A 19,194-nucleotide genomic window follows, 5' to 3' on the forward strand; every position below is an offset into this window, starting at 1 on the left:
TCGCCGCCGCGGCGGCGGACTGTACCGTCAGTCCCTGCACGAGCGTCCCGACCATGACCGCGGCCGCGGTCAGCGCGGTACCTCGTCCCCGTGTACTTTAATCCCACGTTGTGAGGCCCGTTGTGCGGGCTATTCCTGTGCGGGGGGGGCAGAGTGGGCCGCGCAATGTGGGTTGGCGTGTTGTGAGGCCCGCTATGCATCCCCGCCTCTCTTGCCTCGCAAGCTCGGCCAGGGAACCCTGGCGTTGTGGGCCCTGCTAAGGATTTAGGGCGCAGAGTGGGCCTCACAAAGGGGTGGGCCTGTTGTAGGGCCTGCTGTGCGGGCTTTTAGGGTGTTTTGGGGCGCAGAGTGGGCCTCGCAAGGTGGGGGAGAGGCCCGTCCGGATGTACCCGGGCGGGCCCACACTGTACGCCCATCACGTGAGTTTGTTAGTATGTTAGGACAAACTACTCCAGGAGGATCACAATGCCGCTTGTTCGAATCGACGTCAACCAAGGCCGTTCGCCCGAAGAGCTGACCGCCGTCAGCCGCGCCATCCATGACGCGATAGTCGCCGAATATGGAATTCCCGAGCGTGACTACTTCCATATCCTCACCGAGCATCCCCAGGGGCAGATCGTTGCGCAGGATGCCGGACTTGGATTAGAGCGGACATCCGGGGTGGTGATGATCCAGATCTTCACCCAGGAGGGCCGCAGCCAGGTGGCCAAGAGTTCCCTTTTTGAAGCCATTGGAAGCGGTCTGGCCGCGGTGGGGGTGGCTGGTGAGGATGTTTTCATCGGCTATGTGGAGAACACTGCCGGCGACTGGTCGTTCGGCTTTGGCCGCAGCCAGTATGTCACTGGAGAGCTCGCTGTTCCACGCCAATAAATCCAGTCTGTGTCATGTTGTAAATATGTCAGTACAAACCTTTGACAGGACATGCGATCTGGTGCACAGTAGTCATGTGGCCCCGCTCACTGAGGGGTGCAAGGCACCGGCGCCCAGCGCTCAAAGTTCACAAGAGAAAGGTCAACGATCACCGTGACCCACGAACTGCTCACGATCGGGCGCATCAGCGTTGATATCTACCCGAACGACATCGGAGTGGACCTGGAGGACGTGACGTCCTTCGGCAAATACCTCGGAGGTTCGCCTTCCAACGTTGCCGTTGCTGCCGCCCGCCATGGCCGCCGTGCCGGAGTCATCACCCGTACCGGCGACGACGCCTTCGGAAAGTACCTGCACCGCGAACTGCACAAGTTCAACGTTGACGATTCCTTCGTCTCCCCAGTTGCCCAGTACCCCACGGCGGTAACGTTCTGTGCGATCAAGCCCGCCACGGACGAATTCCCGCTGTACTTCTACGGTCGCTTTCCTACGGCGCCCGACCTGCAGATCAAGGCCGAAGAACTGGACCTGGATGCCATCCGCGAGGCTGGCATCTTCTGGTCCACCGTCACCGGCCTGTGCCAGGAGCCGAGCCGCAGTGCGCACATCGCCGCGCATCAGGCCCGGCCCCGGACCGGGCTCAAGGATGGCCAGTTCACCATCCTGGACCTCGACTACCGTCCTATGTTCTGGACCTCCGAAGAAGAGGCCCGTGCGGAGGTGGCCAAGATCCTCCCGCACGTCACGGTAGCGATCGGCAATGACAAGGAATGCGCCGTGGCCGTAGGGGAGGGAACCCCCGATGAGCAGGCAGACCGCTTGCTGGCGGCCGGCGTCGAAATCGCCGTGGTGAAGCTCGGCGCGGAAGGCGTCATGGCCAAGACCCGCACGGAACGCGTTGTTTCCGCACCGGTACCCGTGGAAACCGTCAACGGGCTCGGCGCCGGTGACTCCTTCGGGGGCGCCTTCTGCCACGGCCTGCTTTCCGGCTGGCCGTTGTCCGAAGTCCTGGATTATGCAAACGCCTCCGGAGCCATTGTCGCCTCACGCCTGTCCTGCGCGGACGCGATGCCGACGCCGGACGAGGTCACCTCGCTGCTGGCCGAACGCGGACGTCCGGTCCCGGGCGGAACCCCAATCGCAGCCGCCCCCATTGCAGAAGGAGCAGTGCGATGAGCATCAACGATGACCCCCGCCGCTATGAACACTTGAGCCGTATCCGGCTTGAGGACCCGGAGGCCGTGGCCCGCGCAGCTGCCACCCGCCGTCGTCATCCCGGCCTCAAGCATGGAGTGCAGAACTTCATCGTCGCGGCCGACCACCCGGCCCGTGGGGCCCTCGCGGTCGGCTCGGAGCCGATGGCGATGGCCGACCGCCGCGATCTGTTGGACCGCCTGCAGATCGCCTTGGCCAACCCTGCCGTGGACGGCATCCTGGCTTCGCCCGACATCATGGACGATCTCCTGCTCCTCGGCGCTCTTGAGGGCAAGCTGGTCTTTGGTTCCATGAACCGCGGCGGCCTCGCCGGCCTGGTCAACGAGTTCGACGACCGCTTCACCGGCCATACTGCAGCCGCGTTGGAAGCTCTGGGCGCTGATGGCGGCAAAATGCTGACCCGTATCTGTCTGGGTGACCCGGACACCGTTGCCACCCTTGAGGCCACAGCCAAGGCCATCGATTCGCTGGCCCAACGGAAGCTCATCGCCATGGTTGAACCGTTCCTCTCAGTCCGCGATTCGCACGGCAAGGTCCGCAACGACCTCCGCGCTGACGCCGTCATCAAGGCTGTCGGCATCGCCGAGGGCCTTGGATCCACCAGCGCCTACACGTGGATGAAACTGCCCGTCGTGGCCGAGATGGAACGCGTCATGGCTTCCACAACCCTGCCTACCGTCCTGCTGGGCGGGGACCCGGACGGCAGCCAAGACGAGGTGTTCGCTTCATGGCAGGCCGCCCTCGCCCTCCCCGGTGTCCAGGGCCTGACGGTGGGGCGCACCTTGCTTTACCCGCACGACGGCGATGTCGCGGGTGCCGTAGCGACGGCCGCCTCGCTGTTGAACAACACTTCGCCCGAGGCGGCTGTTGCTGCCGGGCTCACCTCGTCAGACCGTATTCCCGTGAAAGTATCGGAGTAGAGACCAGTGGGAGCAACCCGTCGGATGACCGTGGCGCAGGCCGTGGTCGAGTTCTTGTCCAAGCAGTACACCGTGGACTCTGTTGCCGGTGTTGATTACCGTGAGCGCTTGATTCCGGGAACGTTTGGTATTTTTGGGCACGGCAATGTGGCTGGAGTGGGCCAGGCATTGAAGCAGTACCAGGCCGCGGACCCGACCGTCATGCCTTACTACCAGGGACGTAACGAGCAAGCCCAGGTGCATCAGGCCGTGGGTTACGCCCGGCACACGCGCCGCCGCCAGACGTTCGCGATCAGCACCTCGATCGGTCCGGGCTCGTCGAACCTGCTGACCGGTGCAGCGCTGGCCACCACCAACCGCCTGCCTGTCCTGCTGCTGCCGAGTGATACGTTCGCCACCCGTGCCGCCGACCCGGTGCTCCAGCAGTTGGAGCTCCCATACGCCTACGACATCACGGTCAATGATGCGTTCCGTCCGCTCTCGAAGTTCTTTGACCGCGTCTCCCGGCCGGAGCAGCTGTTCTCCGCCTTCCACCACGGCCTGCGCGTACTGACGGACCCGGCCGAGACCGGCGCCGTCACCATCTCGCTGCCGCAGGACGTCCAAGCCGAGGCGTTCGACGTGCCGGAGGAATTCCTCGCGGAGCGCGAGTGGCGGATCCGCCGGCCCGAAGCCGAGGATGACGACATCCGCCGCGCCGTCGAGGCAATCCGCGCCGCCAAGCGCCCGCTGATCATCGCCGGCGGCGGCGTGCTCTACGCCTACGCCAACGAGGAACTCGCCAAGTTCGCCGAGCTCACCGGAATCCCGGTAGGCAACACCCAGGCGGGCGTCGGCGTCCTTCCATGGGACCACCAGTTCTCCCTCGGTGCCATCGGTTCAACCGGCACGACGGCGGCCAACGCCATCGCTGCCGAGGCGGACCTGATCATCGGCATCGGCACCCGCTACGAAGACTTCACCACTGCGTCCCGGACCGCGTTCCAGAACCCGGACGTGAAGTTCGTGAACATCAACGTCGCGGCAATCGACGCGTACAAGCACGGCACTACACTGCCGATCGTCGCTGATGCCCGCAAGGCTTTGGTGAAGCTGAACCAGGCCTTGGGCGGCTATCGGGTCGGCGCGGACCTCGAAGAGAAAATCGCGGCGGAGAAGAAGCGCTGGAACGCGATCGTGGACGAGGCCTTCGAAACCCGCTTCACGCCGTTGCCGGCGCAGAACGAGATCATCGGCGCCACAAACAAAGCGATGGACGACCACGACGTCGTCATCTGCGCGGCAGGTTCGCTCCCGGGCGACCTGCACAAGATGTGGCGTGTGCGGGACCCCTTCGGTTACCACGTGGAGTACGCCTACTCCTGCATGGGCTACGAAATCCCCGGCGGCCTGGGCGTAAAGCGTGCAGCGCTGGCCGAAGCCGCCGCTGGGGGCGTGGACAGGGACGTGGTGGTCATGGTCGGGGACGGCTCCTACCTGATGATGCACACCGAACTGGTCACCGCCGTCGCCGAACGCATCAAACTGATCGTGGTCCTGATTCAGAACCACGGTTACGCCTCCATCGGCTCGCTTTCGGAATCCCTCGGCTCGCAGCGCTTCGGAACGCAGTACCGCGTCCTGGACAAGGAACAGCACAGTTTCGACGCCGGTGAGCACCTGCCCATCGACCTCGCCACCAACGCCGAATCACTGGGCGCAAAGGTTATCCGGATCGAACCGGGCGAGAATGTCATCGAGTCCCTCGGCGCTGCGATCAAGGAAGCCAAAGCAGCTCCGGAAACCGGCCCGATCGTGATCCATGTCGAGTCCGATCCTTTGCTGGATGCTCCCAGTTCTGAGTCTTGGTGGGACGTTCCCGTCTCAGCGGTGTCGGAGCTGGAATCCACGCAGCAGGCCTACAAAACGTACACAGACCACAAGAGCCGCCAGCGCAAGCTGCTCGGCTGAACCCCAAGACCCCGCCACAAGAGCACTAAGACGAGGAAGTCCGCAGATGTCGACGACGACCACTTTGACCACCATCAACCACTTCATTAACGGCGCCGAGTCCGCCGGTGAAGGTGACCGCACCCAGCCGGTGTACAACCCGGCCACGGGGCAGGTCACCGCAGAGCTGCGCCTGGCCAACGAGAACGACTTGGACACCACGGTGGCCGCTGCCCGCAAGGCCGCTGATTCCTGGGGTGACATTTCCCTGGCCAAGCGCACTGCGGTGTTGTTCAAGTTCCGCGAACTCGTCGCAGCGCACGTCGATGAACTCGCCGAGCTGATCACCGCCGAGCACGGCAAGGTCCTCTCCGACGCCAAGGGCGAGATCGGCCGTGGCTTGGAAGTCATCGAGTTCGCCTGCGGCATTCCGTCCTTGCTCAAGGGTGACTACTCGGACCAGGTTTCCACCGGCATCGATGTCTTCTCCTTCCGGGAACCGCTCGGTGTGGTGGCCGGTATTACGCCGTTCAACTTCCCGGTGATGGTGCCGTTGTGGATGGCCCCGATGGCCATTGCCACCGGTAACGCGTTCATCCTCAAGCCCTCGGAGCGGGACCCGTCCCCGTCGCTGCTGCTGGCAAAGCTCTGGCAGGAAGCGGGTCTGCCCGATGGCGTGTTCCAGGTCCTTCACGGCGGCAAGGAAACCGTCGACGGCCTTCTGACCCACCCGGATGTGGACGGCATCAGCTTTGTTGGCTCCACCCCGATTGCCCAGTACGTCCACGAGACCGCCACCAAGCACGGCAAGCGTGTCCAGGCGTTGGGCGGGGCGAAGAACCACGCGATCGTGCTTCCCGATGCCGACCTGGACAACGCCGCCGACCACCTCGCCGCCGCAGCGTTCGGCTCCGCCGGTGAGCGGTGCATGGCAATTTCTGTTGCTGTCGCCGTCGGGGACGCTGCTGGCTTGCTGGTCAAGAAGGTCGAAGAACGTGCCCTGGCCGTGAAGGTCAACAACGGCACCGAACCCGGCGCCGAGATGGGCCCGGTGATCACCCCGGCCTCGAAGGAACGCATCGTCAAGATCGTCACCGAAGCAGAAGCCGCGGGTGCTGCCATGGTGGTGGACGGCCGTGACCTCGTCGTCCCGGGCCACGAAGAAGGCTTCTGGGTAGGCCCCACCGTGATCGACCACGTCAAAACCGAAATGACCGCCTACCAGGAGGAGATCTTCGGCCCAGTCCTGGTAGTGGTCCGCGTCGACACCCTGGAAGAGGGCATCGCGCTGATCAACTCCAACCCCTACGGCAACGGCACCGCGATCTTCACCTCCTCCGGCGCTGCGGCACGGAAATTCCAGCGCTCGGTGACCGTGGGCATGATCGGCATCAACGTGCCCCTCCCGGTCCCGGTGGCCTACCACTCTTTCGGTGGCTGGAAGGCCTCCCTCTTCGGCGACAAGCACATCTACGGCCCCGAAGGCGTTTCCTTCTACACCCGCGGCAAGGTCATCACCTCCCGCTGGCCCGAAACCCACCACGCCTCCGGCGCCTCCTACAACTTCCCCTCCAACTGAACCGCTGCAGAGAAAGACAACGCTGTCATGACTGATGTCGAGAACAAGCTCATCATTGGCACCGCACCCGATTCCTGGGGCGTGTGGTTCGCGGACGACCCCAAGCAGACACCGTGGGAGCGGTTCCTGGACGAAGTTGCCGAGTCCGGCTACAAATGGATCGAGCTCGGCCCCTACGGCTACCTCCCGAACGACCCCACCCGCCTGGCGGAAGAACTCAAGCAGCGCGATCTCAAGGTCACCGCCGGGACAGTCTTCACCGCATTCCACCGCGGCGCCACGCAGTACGACGAAGCCTGGGAGCCGGCCCGCAAGGTTGCCGAGTTGACGGCGGCAATGGGCGGCGAGCACATCGTGGTCATTCCGGCCATGTGGCGGGACGACGTCACTGGCGAGGCCGTGGAAAGCGGGGAGCTCAGCGATGAGCAGTGGGCTGACCTCTTCGCCGGTCACAACCGTATGGGCAAGGTCCTGTTGGAGGACTTCGGCCTGCACCAGCAGTTCCACTCCCACGCTGACTCGCACGTTGGTGCCCAGAAGGACATCGAGACCCTCCTGGCGGCGACGGACCCCGAGTACCTGAACCTTTGCTTGGACACAGGCCATGCCGAGTACTGCGGGGCTTCCAGCCTGGAACTCATCAAGAACTACCCGGACCGGATCGGCTACCTGCACCTGAAGCAGATCAATCCCGAGGTCCTGGCAGAAGTCAACGAGAAGAACATGACCTGGGCAGCCGCCAACCTGGCCGGCGTCATGACCGAACCGCCGAACGGCCTCCCGGACCTGCGCGCAGTCATCGAAGCCGTAGAAGGGCTCAACCGACCCATCTTCGGCATCGTGGAGCAGGACATGTACCCGGTAGCGTTCGACGTACCGATGCCCATCGCCAAGCGCACCCGCAACTACCTGCTCTCCTGCGGCTCCCGCACGCGGGTCCAGTAACCAGACCACCCCGACTTTTTCGAAGGATAGATACAGTGACCAAGACTCTCCGCGTTGCCGTCATCGGCGCAGGCCGCATGGGTGCCGACCACATCAAGCGTCTGAGCACGCGCATCCACGGCGCTGAAGTAGCCGCCGTCGTCGATGTCGACCTCTCCCGCGCGCAGGCCGCGATCGAAGGTATTGACGGCGCGGTGGCGCTGGCAAGCGCCGACGAGGCCCTCAACAACGGCGATGTGAACGCAGTCCTGATTGCCACTCCGGGATTCCTCCATGAGGAAATCCTCTACAAGGCGCTTGAAAAGGACTTCCCGATCCTGTGTGAGAAGCCTCTGACTCCGGACGCTGAGAGCGCTTGGAAGGTGGTTCAAGCTGAGCAGGCCTTGGGCCACAAACGCATCCAGGTCGGCTTTATGCGCCGCTTCGACGCCGAGTACTCGGCTTTGGGCTCAATCATCCGCAACAGCGAATTGGGGGAGCTGTTGATGCTGCACCACCAGCACCGCAACCCCACCACGCCGGAGGGTTTCACCAACGAGATGCTGATCAACGACTCCGTGGTCCACGAGTTCGACGCCATCCGATACTTCACCGGTGAGGAGATCACCTCGGTGCAGGTCCGCCTGGGGAAGGCAACACGCAACGCCCCGAACGGCCAGCACGATCCCCAGCATGTATTGCTCGAAACCGAGTCCGGTGTGCTGGCCGATGTCGAGATCTACGTCAACGCCAAGTTCGGCTACCAGGTGGCCACTCAGGCGTCTTTCGAGGATGGCATCGTGAGCATCGGCGGTGACTCGGGTCCGTACATCCAAACCGCGGGTAAGTGGGGCGGCAACGTCACCCCCGGTTTCGAGGAGCGTTTTGGTGCAGCGTACGACGTCGAGGTGCAGGCTTGGGTGGATGCTGCCCTTCGCGGCGAAATCGGCGGCCCGACCGCCTGGGACGGTTACGCTACCGCTGCCTGCTGCGAGGCCGGCGTCGAGGCGCAGAAATCCGGTGAAAAGGTCAAAGTCCAGTTGAACACCAAGCCGGATCTCTACAGCTAGGGGCTCGGGCATGAAAATCGCACTTGATCCCACACCGTTCCATCACAGCCACAGCCTGCTGGAGTTTCCCCGGGTTGCCGCCGATCTTGGCTACAAGTACCTGCAGATGACCCCGCACGCGGACCTCATCCCGTTCTTCAACCACCCCAAGGCTGACGATGAGCTGGTGGGCAAGCTGAAGGCCGCGTGCAAGGACGCCGGCGTTGAGATCGCTTCCGTGTTGCCTGTCCTGCGCTGGTCGGGTCCGGATGAGGACGCCCGCGAGGCCGCGGTCCGCTACTGGAAGCGTGCCATCCAGATCGCCGTGGACTTGGGCGTGCAGACGATGAACACCGAGTTCAGCGGTCGCCCTGAGAAGGCCGAGGAATCCGAGCGCGCCTTCTACCGCTCCATGGAAGAGCTCCTGCCCATCATCGAGCGGGAGGGACTGGATGTGCTGATCGACCCGCATCCGGATGACTTCGTGGAAGACGGCCTGGCTGCCCTGCGCGTGATCCGTGGCGTGAACTCCCCGAACATCGGCATGGTCTACGTTGCGTCACATACCTTCCACATGGGCAACAAGCCGCTGGAGATCATGCGTGCCGCGGGAGACAAGCTGCGCCTGGTGCATGTCTCGGACACCATGAACCACCATGCGTCGCACGGTCTGCGCTACATCACCAACCCGCCGGGCAACGCGGTGCGGGTCCACCAGCACCTCAAGATCGGTGACGGCGATGTCAACTGGACCGAGTTCTTTGGCGGGCTGAAGGAGATCGGGTTCCTCGACAAAGCGAACACTGTGATGGTCTCCAGTGTGTTTGCCGAGGACGAGAACGCCGAGGAAGTCTCGCGCTACCAGCTCAAGACGATGACGGACTACATCGCCCAGGCGTAGAAACCCCCGAGTTTTTGTACAGATAATGCCCCTAAGACGAGGTCTTAGGGGCATTATCTGTACAAAAACTCAGGCAGTGAACGGCAGTCGGGCATCCACGTCCTGGCCTTCCCAGGTCTGGCGAATCCAGCCGTGGTGCGGGTCGTCGCTGATGAGCCAGTCACGGACGCGTCCGGGGCCGGCCATGACGTTGAGGTAGTAGAGGTCGTAGCCGGGGGCTGCCATGGCGGGGCCGTGCCAGCCGTAGGGGACCAGGACCACGTCTCCGGTCCGGACCTCGGCGGAGACGTCAATGGGACGCTCGTCGGAAGCGTACACCCGGGCGTAGCCGATCGCGTCGGTTTCCTCCGGGGCCGGGGAGCCGGGAGCCACACGGGTTTCGAAGTAGTAGATCTCCTCCAGGCTGGTTTCGCCGTCCTTCTCCTCGTCGTGCTTGTGGGGAGGGTAGGAGGACCAGTTGCCGGCCGGGGTGATCACTTCGCAGACGATGAAACGGTCGGCTTCCAGTGCTGCGGGTGTGCCGAAGTTGTGGACCTGACGGGAGCAGTTGCCCGCGCCGCGCAGTTCGACCGGGGTTTCGGCTGCCGTGATCAGCCGGGTCGGGTACGACGCCTTGGCGGGCGCAGTCGCGACGGCGACCCTGCCGCCGTCGTTCGAGCTGATGGTGACGGCCTTATCGATTCCGGTGTAAAGGACATCGCTCGGCCCGTGGAAAACGGACTGCCGACCGGCCAGACTGTACGTCCCGCCGTCGACCGTTACCGTGAAGGAGCCGCTCAGCGGCACCACGATGCGCTCCTCCGGAGCGGCAGGAAGCTCGACGGCGGCACCCGGGGCGAGCGTCGCGGCCTTCAGTCCTGTGTGGGCCCAGCCGTCCACGGCGAGGCTCGAATCGGAGGTGCCGAGGGAGATGTCCCATTTGCCGTCGTTGGCGGTTCCCAGTGGGTAAACCCAGTTGGCCATAAGTAGAGTCCTTGCGTTAGCGCTGTACGAGTGTCATTTCAAAGCTGTAGGAATCAGCGCGGTAGACGTGGTGCCCGGTTTCCACCATGCGTCCTGTGTCGTCCACCGCGGTGCGTTCCATGGTGACCAGGGCGGAGCCGACCTCGGCCTCGAGGAGGGGCGCCTGGTAGTCGTTGGCGATCATGGCGCCGATGCGCTGCGAAGCCAGCCGGAAGTTGACGCCACCGCGGCGCAGGATGGCGTAGAGGCCTTCGCTGGCGAGCTGGGCTTCATCCATGCTGGTGATGTCGTCCCGGACCCAGTTTTCCATGAGGGCCAGGGGCTTCCCGCCCACCTTGCGTAGTCGTGTGAAGTGGTAGACCTTGGACCCGGCAGGCAGCTGGAGGGCTGTGAGCGTTGCGGCGTCGGCCTCGACGTGGGAGAAGCTGAGGACCTCGGTAGTGGGCTTTTTGCCGTTGTTGCTGAGGTCGTCGTAGAGGCTGGAGAGTTCCAGCGGCCGGCGGACCTGGCTGGCTACTACCTGAGTGCCCACGCCGCGTTTGCGGACCAGCAGTCCTGCCCGGACCAGCTCGTCCATGGCCTTGCGCATGGTGGGCCGGGACAGATTGAGCTGCGCTGCGAGGTCAATTTCGTTATCCAAACGGCTGCCGGGTTCCAGCACACCGCTGTGGATGGCGGCCTCGATGCCCTGTACTACCTGGTGGTAGAGGGGTACCGGAGACGAACGATCGATGCTGAGACTGAGTTGGTTCGTCACTGGTTCCTCCTGGACGCCTGCTGAAGGCCGGCGAGGGAAGCAGGATGCGGCTCCTCTGCCGGATGGAAGCGTATGTCCGCTCATGTTCGCTTGATAGGACATACTGCCTTTTTTGATGATAGCAGCCGGGGTATGGCCGTCAAGGATATGGGTGCAGTGAGGCCGCTCCTGAACATCTACTCGAGGGGAGTACGTAAAAACATCCTAATGTCAGGACAAACTATTGACAAAGTGTGAGGCGAGTCACCATGATCTGTGTAGTGGGGAGATCCGGATACGAGTCTCCGGACCCCTCAACCTGAAATCAAAGGAGATAACGGTGGCAAAATTCTCATGGCGCAAAGCGGCGGTCGTCGCTGCGGTGGTTCCCTTGGTGGCACTGAGCGCCTGTTCGAGCCAGGGCGGCAAGCCGGCGGATACCGGTGGGGGAGCAGCTGCAGGCCAGGTAGCCAGCACCGACCGCATCAAAATTGCCTTGATTACCCACGCTGCTGCAGGTGACACGTTCTGGGACATCGTCCGCAAGGGTGCTGAGGAAGCCTCCGCAAAGGACAACGTGGAGCTCCTTTACACCAGCGATCCCGAGGCAGGCCGCCAGGCGCAGCTGGTCCAGCAGGCAATTGACCAGAAGGTGGATGGCATCGCCCTGACCCTGGCTACGCCGGATGCGTTGAAGGATGTCCTGAAGAAGGCCACCGATGCGGGCATCCCTGTTGTGAGCCTCAACGCCGGTGAATCGGTCTCCGCCCAGCTCGGAGCCTTCACCCACTTCGGTTCCAACGAACAACTCGCTGGCGAAGCCGTTGGCACCAGGCTCGCGGCCGAAGGCTACAAGCACCCCGTCTGCGTCATCCAGCAGCAAGGCCACGTGGGCCTTGAGGCCCGCTGTGCCGGTGTGAAGGCCAAGGTTCCGGCCACGGAAATCCTCTACGTTGACGGCAAGGACATGACGGCAGTGCAGTCGACGGCAACGGCCAAGCTGCAGGCCGCCAAGGACGCCGACGTGATCATCGGACTCGGTGCACCGATCACGCTCACCTTGCTGAAGTCGGTTTCCGACGCCGGAAGCTCCGCCAAGGTAGCCAGCTTCGACCTCAATGCCGACCTGGCGCAGAAGATCGTGGACGGAGCGGTGATCTTCACCGTCGACCAGCAGCCATGGCTGCAGGGCTACATGTCCGTTGATTCCCTGTGGCAGGCAAAGCGTGGGGGCTTCAAGATCGGCGGCGGCCAGCCTGTTTTGACCGGTCCCACCATCGTGGACAAGTCCAACGCTTCCGACGTCCTCAAATTCGCCCAGCAGGGCGTTCGCTAGATCCCGGCATCAGGCTGCGCGGCGGATGGCCGCCGCGCAGCCTGGACAACAAGGAGTCACTCCCATGGCAAACACAGCAACCCTGCCGCCGGCGACATCGCCAGGTGATGAACGGGTAGGCCGACGCAACCCCTTCCAAAAATTCCTCGCCAGGCCTGAGGTCGGCGCCCTCGTAGGTGCCGTGGTCCTGTTCATCTTCTTCGCATCGGTGTCGCAGACGTTCACCCAGCCGAATGCCCTCGCTACCGTTTTGTACGGTTCCTCGACCATCGGCATCATGGCGGTGGGTGTTTCGCTGCTGATGATCGGCGGCGAGTTCGACCTCTCCACAGGTGTAGCCGTGATCTCGTCGGCGCTGACGGCCTCACTGTTCAGCTGGAACTTCTCACTGAATGCCTGGGTAGGCGTTGCGTTGGCCCTCGTGGTCTCGCTGGGCATCGGATTCATCAACGGCTGGATCCTGGTCAAGACCAAGCTTCCAAGCTTCATCGTCACACTGGCGACTTTCCTGATGCTGACCGGCCTCAACCTGGCATTGACCCGACTGATCGGTGGCAGCGTCTCTTCCCCGTCCATCTCCAAGCTTGATGGCTTCGAATCGGCGCGTGCGGTTTTCGCCTCCTCCATCAGCATTGGCGGCGTGGAAGTGAAGATCACGGTGTTCTTCTGGATTGTCTTGGTTCTGATTGCTTCCTGGGTGCTTCTGCGCACCCGCGTGGGCAACTGGATCTTCGCGGTGGGTGGCGATGCCAACGCTGCCCGCGCCGTGGGTGTCCCGGTCACGAAAACCAAGATCGGCCTGTTCATGGCCGTGGGCTTCTGCGGCTGGATCCTGGGCATGCACAACCTCTTCGCATTTGACGCCGTGCAATCCGGTGAGGGCGTGGGCAACGAGTTCCTTTACATCATCGCCGCTGTGATCGGTGGGTGCCTGTTGACCGGTGGCTATGGCTCGGCCGTAGGTGGCGCGATCGGTGCCTTCATCTTTGGCATGGCCAACAAGGGCATCGTGTACGCACAATGGAACCCGGACTGGTTCAAGTTCTTCCTGGGCTTGATGCTCCTGCTGGCCACCATCGTCAACCTCATCGTCAAACGCCGGGCAGAGCTGAAGTAAGGGGCCGGAACCATGAACGCACAACAGATCGACCAGCAGACCCTGCTGAAAGACGAGAAGGACCCCTTGACGCACACACCGGTGCATCTGCTCTCACTGGACGGCATAGGCAAGCACTACGGCAACATCATCGCCCTGCGCGATGTCACCATGGCCGTGGACAATGGACGCGTCACTTGCGTCCTCGGCGACAACGGCGCCGGCAAGTCCACCCTGATCAAGATCATCGCCGGACTCCACCAGCACGATGAGGGCACGCTGCAGGTGATGGGGGATGCCAGGAAGTTCAACTCACCCAGGGACGCCCTCGACGCCGGCATCGCCACCGTCTACCAGGACCTCGCCGTGGTGCCGTTGATGCCCATCTGGCGGAACTTCTTCCTCGGTTCGGAGCTGACCAGCGGGTTCGGCCCGTTCAAGAGCATGGATGTCCAGAAGATGAAGGACATCACCAAGAAGGAACTCGCGGACATGGGCATCGACCTGCGCGATGTCGAACAGCCGATCGGCCAGCTTTCCGGCGGTGAACGCCAGTGCGTCGCCATCGCCCGGGCAGTGTACTTCGGGGCCAAAGTACTGATTCTCGACGAACCGACGGCCGCGCTGGGAGTCAAGCAGTCCGGCGTCGTACTTCGCTACATCCTGCAGGCCCGCGACCGTGGCTTGGGTGTCATCTTCATTACCCACAACCCACACCACGCGTATCCCGTCGGTGACCGGTTCCTCCTGCTCAAGCGCGGCAAGTCGATCGGCTACTACGACAAGAAGGACATCAGCCTGGATGAGCTGACGGCGCAGATGGCCGGCGGTGCGGAGTTGGCCGAGTTGGCCCATGAGCTGGAGCAGCTGGGCGGGCATTCGGCTGCGTTGGAGGAAGTCAAGGCCGAGGTGGCGGACGTCGCTGAAGCCGCACCGGAGCCGACTACAAAGCGCCACTAGGCTTTCTCGGCGAATCTCTGCCCGGAGCCCCTCAGTGGCTCCGGGCGGAGCCGTTTCCAGCGTCGGTTTCAGCCTCGGATCGACGTGGTTCCGCGCAACACCAGGGCAGGTTCGATCAGCGTCTGCTCGGGTTGGAGGGCGGGATCCTCGATCCTTTCCAGCAGCCTGCGGGCGGTAGCCACGCCTACGAGGTCGCTTCGATTGTCTATTGAGGTGAGGTCCAGGTAACGCGACTTCGCCAGGGGCGAGTTGTCGTAGCCGATCACCGATACATCGTTCGGAACTGAGAGGCCGCGCGCCTTGAGCGCGGCGAACGCGCCGACTGCCATGGTGTCGTTTGCTGCAAAGATCGCGGTGGTCTCCGGGTGGCTGTCCAGGAGTCGTACGGCTGCCTGATAGCCGTCCTCTTCCGACGTGCCAGCTGACTGGCTGATCACAGGTTCGACGCCGGCAGTCTCCACCGCGCGCAGGAAACCGACCCGCCGGTGGGCGGAGGCGCCGTCGGAACCTGAGAGGTGACCGATGCGGACATGACCCAACTCCAACAGGTGGTTCGCCGCCAGGCTGCCGCCGCCGTCGTCGTCGTTGGTGATCAGGTCCGCACCATCGGGGACGCCGTTGCGCCACCCGGCCACCACCGTGGGAACCCAGATTCCGGACAGCATGGCGTCGCTGGGCTCCGCGGCAAGCGCCAGCGCGTCCACGTGCATGGCCAGTAGCCCGTCGGTGGCTTCCTTGATGCGGTTCTCGCCAGGGCGGGAGTCGGCGAGCATCACCTGGTAGCCGAGGTCGGACAGGATCGATTCCATACCTCGCAGGAGGTCAACGAACCACGGGTTCCGGTAGTCGTCGATGACCAGGCCGATGCTTTTGGTTCGGCTGCTGGCAAGAGTGGTAGCGGCGCGGCTTGGGCGGTAGCCGAGGTCGGAGATCGCTTTTTGCACAGCTCCCCGGCGCTTTTCGCTGATCCTCTCGGGGTCCCTGAGGTACAAGGAAACCAACGACGGCGAGACGCCGGCCTGGGAGGCGACGTCGTACAGGGTGGGCCTCTTGCCCAGGGGGCTGGTGTGCGTTTCGGGGCTTTTCAATGGAATCTTCGTTGCCTTTCGTTCCTGCTTTCGAGGATAACCTCTGGAACATTGACAGGACATATGGACATGGCTACGATCGATCCAAGCGCAAAATTGTAGCGCTACAAATTGCCGGACAGTGCTCACGCTGCGGCGACATTTCAAAGGAGAAATCAATGGCTGAAAGCCTCGGCGTCGCCGTCATCGGCGCAGGCATGGCCGGCAAGGCCCACGCTGCCGCCTACCGTACGGCATCTGCCCTCTACAGCCCCGCACTGCCCCCGTTACGCCTGGTCTCGATCGGGGATGTCAATGCCGAATTCGGCTCCCTGGCCGCGCGGCGGTTCGGATACGAGCGCAACGACACCTCCTGGCGGGCTATTGCGGAGGCTGACGACATCGATGTGGTCAGCGTGGTCATCGCCAACTCACTCCACCGCGAAGTGGTTGAAGGGCTGTTGGCTGCCGGCAAGCATGTTCTGTGCGAGAAGCCGCTCAGTGACACCATGGCCGATGCGCGGGCCATGGCTGATGCTGCCCGGTCCGCGGAAGGCCGGGGGACCTTGGCCCGTATCGGATTCACGTTCCGTCGGACCCCTGGCATTGCCTACATCCGGGATCTCATCCGCAATGGCACCCTCGGGAACGTCCTGCACTTCAGCGGCCGCTACTGGACGGACTATGGTTTCAGCCCCGCCGCTCCTATGAGCTGGCGCTACAAGGGTGGGCCTGGGTCCGGTGCGCTCGCCGACGTCGGAAGCCATCTGACCTATATCTCCGAATTCCTGTGCGGCGACATCCAATCCATCAGTGGAGGTCGTCTGGCCACCTCGATCGACAAGCGGCCGCTGCCACTGAGTGCCGTGATGGGCCACGACCACGTGGCCGTGTCCGACACCTTTGAAGCCGTGGAAAATGATGATTACGCGGCGTTCAACGCCGAGTTCACCAGCGGAGCCGGCAGCTTTGAAGTCTCGCGTGTTGCCGCAGGGCACGCCAACAGCCTGCAGTTCGAGGTGTTCTGCGAGAATGGCGGCGCCAAATTCGACCAGCGCCGCCCTTCTGAGATCCAGTTGTTCTTGAACGACGACTCGGGCCTGCAGAACGGCTACCGGCAGGTCATTCTGGGCCCCGGACACCCTTACATTTCGGGCGGCCTCGCGATGGACGCCCCGGAGGTTGGTTTCGGCCAGAACGATGCCTTCAGCTACCAGGCCCGGGCGTTCCTGGAAGAGATCGCCGGCCTTCCTGCCGCGGAGTCGCTGCCACGTTGCGCCACCTTCGACGAGGGCGTTCGCAACATGGAACTCCTCGGTGCTGTTGCCGAATCCGCCCTGAACAACGGAAAGAAGATCACGCTATGAAACTCGGTGTCTACAACGCAATCCTGCATGACCGGTCCTTGCCGGAGGCTTTGAAGGTTATTGCTGACCTGGGGCTGACCGGGATCGAAATCAATACCGGCGGGTTTCTTCCGGCGGTGCATGTTCCTACGTTCGACGAGATCCTGGTTTCGGATGCTGCCAGGGACGATTACCTGGGCCTCTTCGAAGGCACAGGTGTCTCCATCGCCGGGTTGAACTGCAATGGAAACCCCCTGCATCCGCGCCGGGAAATCGGCGAAAAGCATGCTGAAGACATCCGCCGCTCCATCCGACTGGCCCACAGGCTGGGGCAGGATCGCGTCGTGACCATGTCTGGACTGCCCGGCGGCGAACCCGGCGCCACGGTGGTGAACTGGGTAGTCAACGCCTGGAACTCTGCGGCACTGGATGTACTGGACTATCAATGGGGTGTGGCGGCGGAATTCTGGAAGGAAACCGACCGGCTGGCCGCCGATCACGGGGTAAAAGTAGCCCTGGAGCTGCACCCTCAGAACATCGTGTTCAACACGGCCGATGTCTACAAGCTCATCGAACTCACCGGCGCCACGCATGTGGGCGTGGAATTGGATGCCTCGCACCTGTTCTGGCAGCAGATGGACCCGGTGGCTGTGGTCCGGGAACTTGGGCCGCTGGTGTTCCAGGCCGCCGCGAAGGACGTTCGCATCAATAAGGGCAACGCTGCTTTGTATGGGGTCCTGGACAACAGCTTCAGGCGGTTGTCACCCGAGGAGAACCGGACCAACCTTGGCGGAGACGAATGGGCCAATGAATGGCCGAAGAACTCCGCCTGGGACTTTGTTGCCCTGGGACGTGGCCATGACACCGCCTACTGGACCGAATTCCTCCGCGCACTTCACGAGGTGGACCCGAACATGCTGGTCAACATCGAACACGAGGATGTATCACTGGGGCGGATTGAAGGACTCGAAGTTGCGGCGAAGGTGTTGCGGGACGCGGACTGGGCTCTTGAGGCGTCGTTGCATGCAAATGTTTGACAGGACAAACTGACAAGCCCTAATCTCACATCAAGAGTCTCCTTGAGGAGAACAACTTCTGCTGCAGCGACGGAGACAGAAAAATGACAAAAGTAGTGACCCTCGGCCTGGTGGGTGTGGGCCGGATCGGCGTGATGCACGCCAACAACATCAGCGCCCTCAACGACGCGTTGACGCAGGACGGAGTGCAGGTGCGGCTGAAGCTGACGGACGTCGCGGAGAAGCATGCACGTTCAGTGGCAGACAGTGTCGATGCTGAATTTCTGGGATCTGTGGAGGAACTGATCGCCTCCGGCGTCGACGGCCTGGTCATCGCTACGGGTACAGCAACGCATCCCGACCTCATCAGGGCTGGAGTGGATGCCGGTATCCCCGTGTTCTGCGAAAAGCCCGTCGCCGTAAACGTGGCGGAATCGCTTCCGGTTCTGGACTTTATCCGCGAAAAGAACGGAGTAGTGCAGATCGGGCATCAGCGCCGCTTTGATGCGGGCTACCTTGAGGCCAAACGCGCCTACGAAACCGGGGAGCTTGGGTGGATCCATTCGGTGCGTGCGGTCACCTGCGATGTGACCCCGCCACCGGTCCAGTTCCTGGCCTCTTCGGGTGGTTTGTTCCGCGACTGTTCCGTCCACGACTTCGACATCCTCCGCTGGCTCACCGGTAAGGAGATCGTAGAGGTCTACGCCAAAGGCTCCAACAATGGCGACCCGGCAATCGGCGAGGCGGGCGACGTCGATACTGCTTTGGCGGTTGTAACCTTCGACGACGGCACGGTAGGCACCGTCTCGGCCAGCCGCTACAACGGGGCCGGGCATGATGTCCGGCTGGAACTCCAAGGTTCCGAACGCTCGGTGCTGGTGGGCATGGACCAGCAGATGGCCATGCGCTCTGCTGAGCTGGGAGTGGTGTTTCCTTCCGCAACGGCGCATGCCACCTTCGCTGAGCGCTTCGATCAGGCATACCGATCAGAGATGGCAGCGTTCGTGGAACTGGTAGTGGGGCAACGCAAGAACCCTTGCACTCCCGAGGACGCAGTGGCCGCATCCAAGGTAGCCGATGCAGCACAGGAGTCCCTGGAAACAGGTTTGCCGGTCAGGGTTTCTGCCTAGACGATCCATGTTCCCTGTGTCCCTGCTTATGTTCTGAGCGGTGGAGACTGTCCGGTAAACACTGTGTGGTGGTGGTTGCGGCGGGGTGTTTGGTGGGGGTCGATGTGGGGTGGGGGGATGAACCAGGGTGTGCCGGTTTTCATGTCGATGCGCCATT

Annotated in this window: 17 protein-coding genes; 14 read left to right on the top strand and 3 right to left on the bottom strand. The window is 62.9% G+C overall.

What is annotated here, in order from left to right:
- Positions 1 to 465: 465 nt before the first annotated feature.
- The 8 genes from ACFVSI_RS21755 (at position 466) to ACFVSI_RS21790 (ending at position 9,387) form a co-directional block, all read left to right on the top strand.
- Positions 466 to 870: a tautomerase family protein gene (locus ACFVSI_RS21755; RefSeq protein ID WP_387828468.1), complete on the top strand. Its 405-nt coding sequence runs from the start codon at positions 466 to 468 to the stop codon at positions 868 to 870.
- A 153-nt stretch (positions 871 to 1,023) separates the two neighbouring features.
- Positions 1,024 to 2,046 (top strand): 5-dehydro-2-deoxygluconokinase, encoded by a 1,023-nt coding sequence (gene iolC, locus ACFVSI_RS21760; protein ID WP_387828471.1) that lies wholly within the window; start codon positions 1,024 to 1,026, stop codon positions 2,044 to 2,046.
- A complete protein-coding gene (locus ACFVSI_RS21765; protein ID WP_387828474.1) occupies positions 2,043 to 3,005 on the top strand; it encodes a deoxyribose-phosphate aldolase in 963 nt (320 codons plus the stop codon). The genes iolC and ACFVSI_RS21765 overlap by 4 nt, the downstream gene beginning before the upstream one ends.
- Positions 3,006 to 3,029: 24 nt before the next feature.
- Positions 3,030 to 4,955 (top strand): 3D-(3,5/4)-trihydroxycyclohexane-1,2-dione acylhydrolase (decyclizing), encoded by a 1,926-nt coding sequence (gene iolD, locus ACFVSI_RS21770; RefSeq protein WP_387828477.1) that lies wholly within the window; start codon positions 3,030 to 3,032, stop codon positions 4,953 to 4,955.
- 46 nt (positions 4,956 to 5,001) lie between these two features.
- Positions 5,002 to 6,513 carry a CoA-acylating methylmalonate-semialdehyde dehydrogenase gene (locus ACFVSI_RS21775; RefSeq protein ID WP_387828480.1) on the top strand — a complete coding sequence of 504 codons (1,512 nt, stop codon included), beginning with the start codon at positions 5,002 to 5,004 and terminating at the stop codon, positions 6,511 to 6,513.
- Positions 6,514 to 6,540: 27 nt separating this feature from the next.
- Positions 6,541 to 7,458: a sugar phosphate isomerase/epimerase family protein gene (locus tag ACFVSI_RS21780; protein ID WP_387828483.1), complete on the top strand. Its 918-nt coding sequence runs from the start codon at positions 6,541 to 6,543 to the stop codon at positions 7,456 to 7,458.
- Positions 7,459 to 7,493: 35 nt separating this feature from the next.
- Positions 7,494 to 8,507, top strand: a complete 1,014-nt coding sequence (locus ACFVSI_RS21785; RefSeq protein WP_387828486.1) for a Gfo/Idh/MocA family protein — start codon at positions 7,494 to 7,496, stop codon at positions 8,505 to 8,507.
- A gap of 10 nt (positions 8,508 to 8,517) precedes the next feature.
- Positions 8,518 to 9,387 carry a sugar phosphate isomerase/epimerase family protein gene (locus ACFVSI_RS21790; RefSeq protein ID WP_262277609.1) on the top strand — a complete coding sequence of 290 codons (870 nt, stop codon included), beginning with the start codon at positions 8,518 to 8,520 and terminating at the stop codon, positions 9,385 to 9,387.
- Positions 9,388 to 9,456: 69 nt separating this feature from the next.
- On the opposite strand, the gene iolB is transcribed toward ACFVSI_RS21790, so the two are convergent.
- Positions 9,457 to 10,350 carry a 5-deoxy-glucuronate isomerase gene (iolB, locus tag ACFVSI_RS21795; protein WP_387828490.1) on the bottom strand — a complete coding sequence of 298 codons (894 nt, stop codon included), beginning with the start codon at positions 10,348 to 10,350 and terminating at the stop codon, positions 9,457 to 9,459.
- Positions 10,351 to 10,366: 16 nt separating this feature from the next.
- Entirely contained in the window at positions 10,367 to 11,107 is a 741-nt protein-coding gene (locus tag ACFVSI_RS21800) for a GntR family transcriptional regulator (RefSeq protein ID WP_387828493.1), read from the bottom strand.
- A gap of 319 nt (positions 11,108 to 11,426) precedes the next feature.
- Here ACFVSI_RS21800 and ACFVSI_RS21805 point away from each other — a divergent pair, with 319 nt between their 5' ends.
- From ACFVSI_RS21805 to ACFVSI_RS21815, 3 genes are all read left to right on the top strand, one after another.
- Positions 11,427 to 12,422, top strand: coding sequence for a substrate-binding domain-containing protein (locus ACFVSI_RS21805; protein ID WP_387828496.1), 996 nt, complete (start codon positions 11,427 to 11,429; stop codon positions 12,420 to 12,422).
- A gap of 64 nt (positions 12,423 to 12,486) precedes the next feature.
- A complete protein-coding gene (locus tag ACFVSI_RS21810; protein WP_377546224.1) occupies positions 12,487 to 13,539 on the top strand; it encodes an ABC transporter permease in 1,053 nt (350 codons plus the stop codon).
- Between the two features lie 12 nt (positions 13,540 to 13,551).
- The gene (locus ACFVSI_RS21815; protein WP_387828500.1) at positions 13,552 to 14,478 is read left to right on the top strand and encodes an ATP-binding cassette domain-containing protein; all 927 of its coding nucleotides are present in this window, start codon (positions 13,552 to 13,554) and stop codon (positions 14,476 to 14,478) included.
- 68 nt (positions 14,479 to 14,546) lie between these two features.
- On the opposite strand, the gene ACFVSI_RS21820 is transcribed toward ACFVSI_RS21815, so the two are convergent.
- Positions 14,547 to 15,566, bottom strand: a complete 1,020-nt coding sequence (locus tag ACFVSI_RS21820) for a LacI family DNA-binding transcriptional regulator (protein WP_387828503.1) — start codon at positions 15,564 to 15,566, stop codon at positions 14,547 to 14,549.
- 158 nt (positions 15,567 to 15,724) lie between these two features.
- On the opposite strand from ACFVSI_RS21820, the gene ACFVSI_RS21825 reads away from it, so the two are divergent.
- The 3 genes from ACFVSI_RS21825 (at position 15,725) to ACFVSI_RS21835 (ending at position 19,037) form a co-directional block, all read left to right on the top strand.
- Positions 15,725 to 16,912: a Gfo/Idh/MocA family protein gene (locus ACFVSI_RS21825; protein ID WP_387828506.1), complete on the top strand. Its 1,188-nt coding sequence runs from the start codon at positions 15,725 to 15,727 to the stop codon at positions 16,910 to 16,912.
- Positions 16,909 to 17,928, top strand: a complete 1,020-nt coding sequence (locus tag ACFVSI_RS21830) for a sugar phosphate isomerase/epimerase family protein (RefSeq protein WP_387828508.1) — start codon at positions 16,909 to 16,911, stop codon at positions 17,926 to 17,928. Before ACFVSI_RS21825 ends, ACFVSI_RS21830 begins: the two co-directional genes overlap by 4 nt.
- Before the next feature lie 83 nt (positions 17,929 to 18,011).
- Complete coding sequence (locus ACFVSI_RS21835) at positions 18,012 to 19,037, top strand: Gfo/Idh/MocA family oxidoreductase (protein WP_387828511.1); 1,026 nt, start codon at positions 18,012 to 18,014, stop codon at positions 19,035 to 19,037.
- Positions 19,038 to 19,194: the final 157 nt, after the last annotated feature.

It is taken from the genome of Paenarthrobacter sp. NPDC057981, from assembly GCF_042886835.1.
GTDB lineage: Bacteria > Actinomycetota > Actinomycetes > Actinomycetales > Micrococcaceae > Arthrobacter.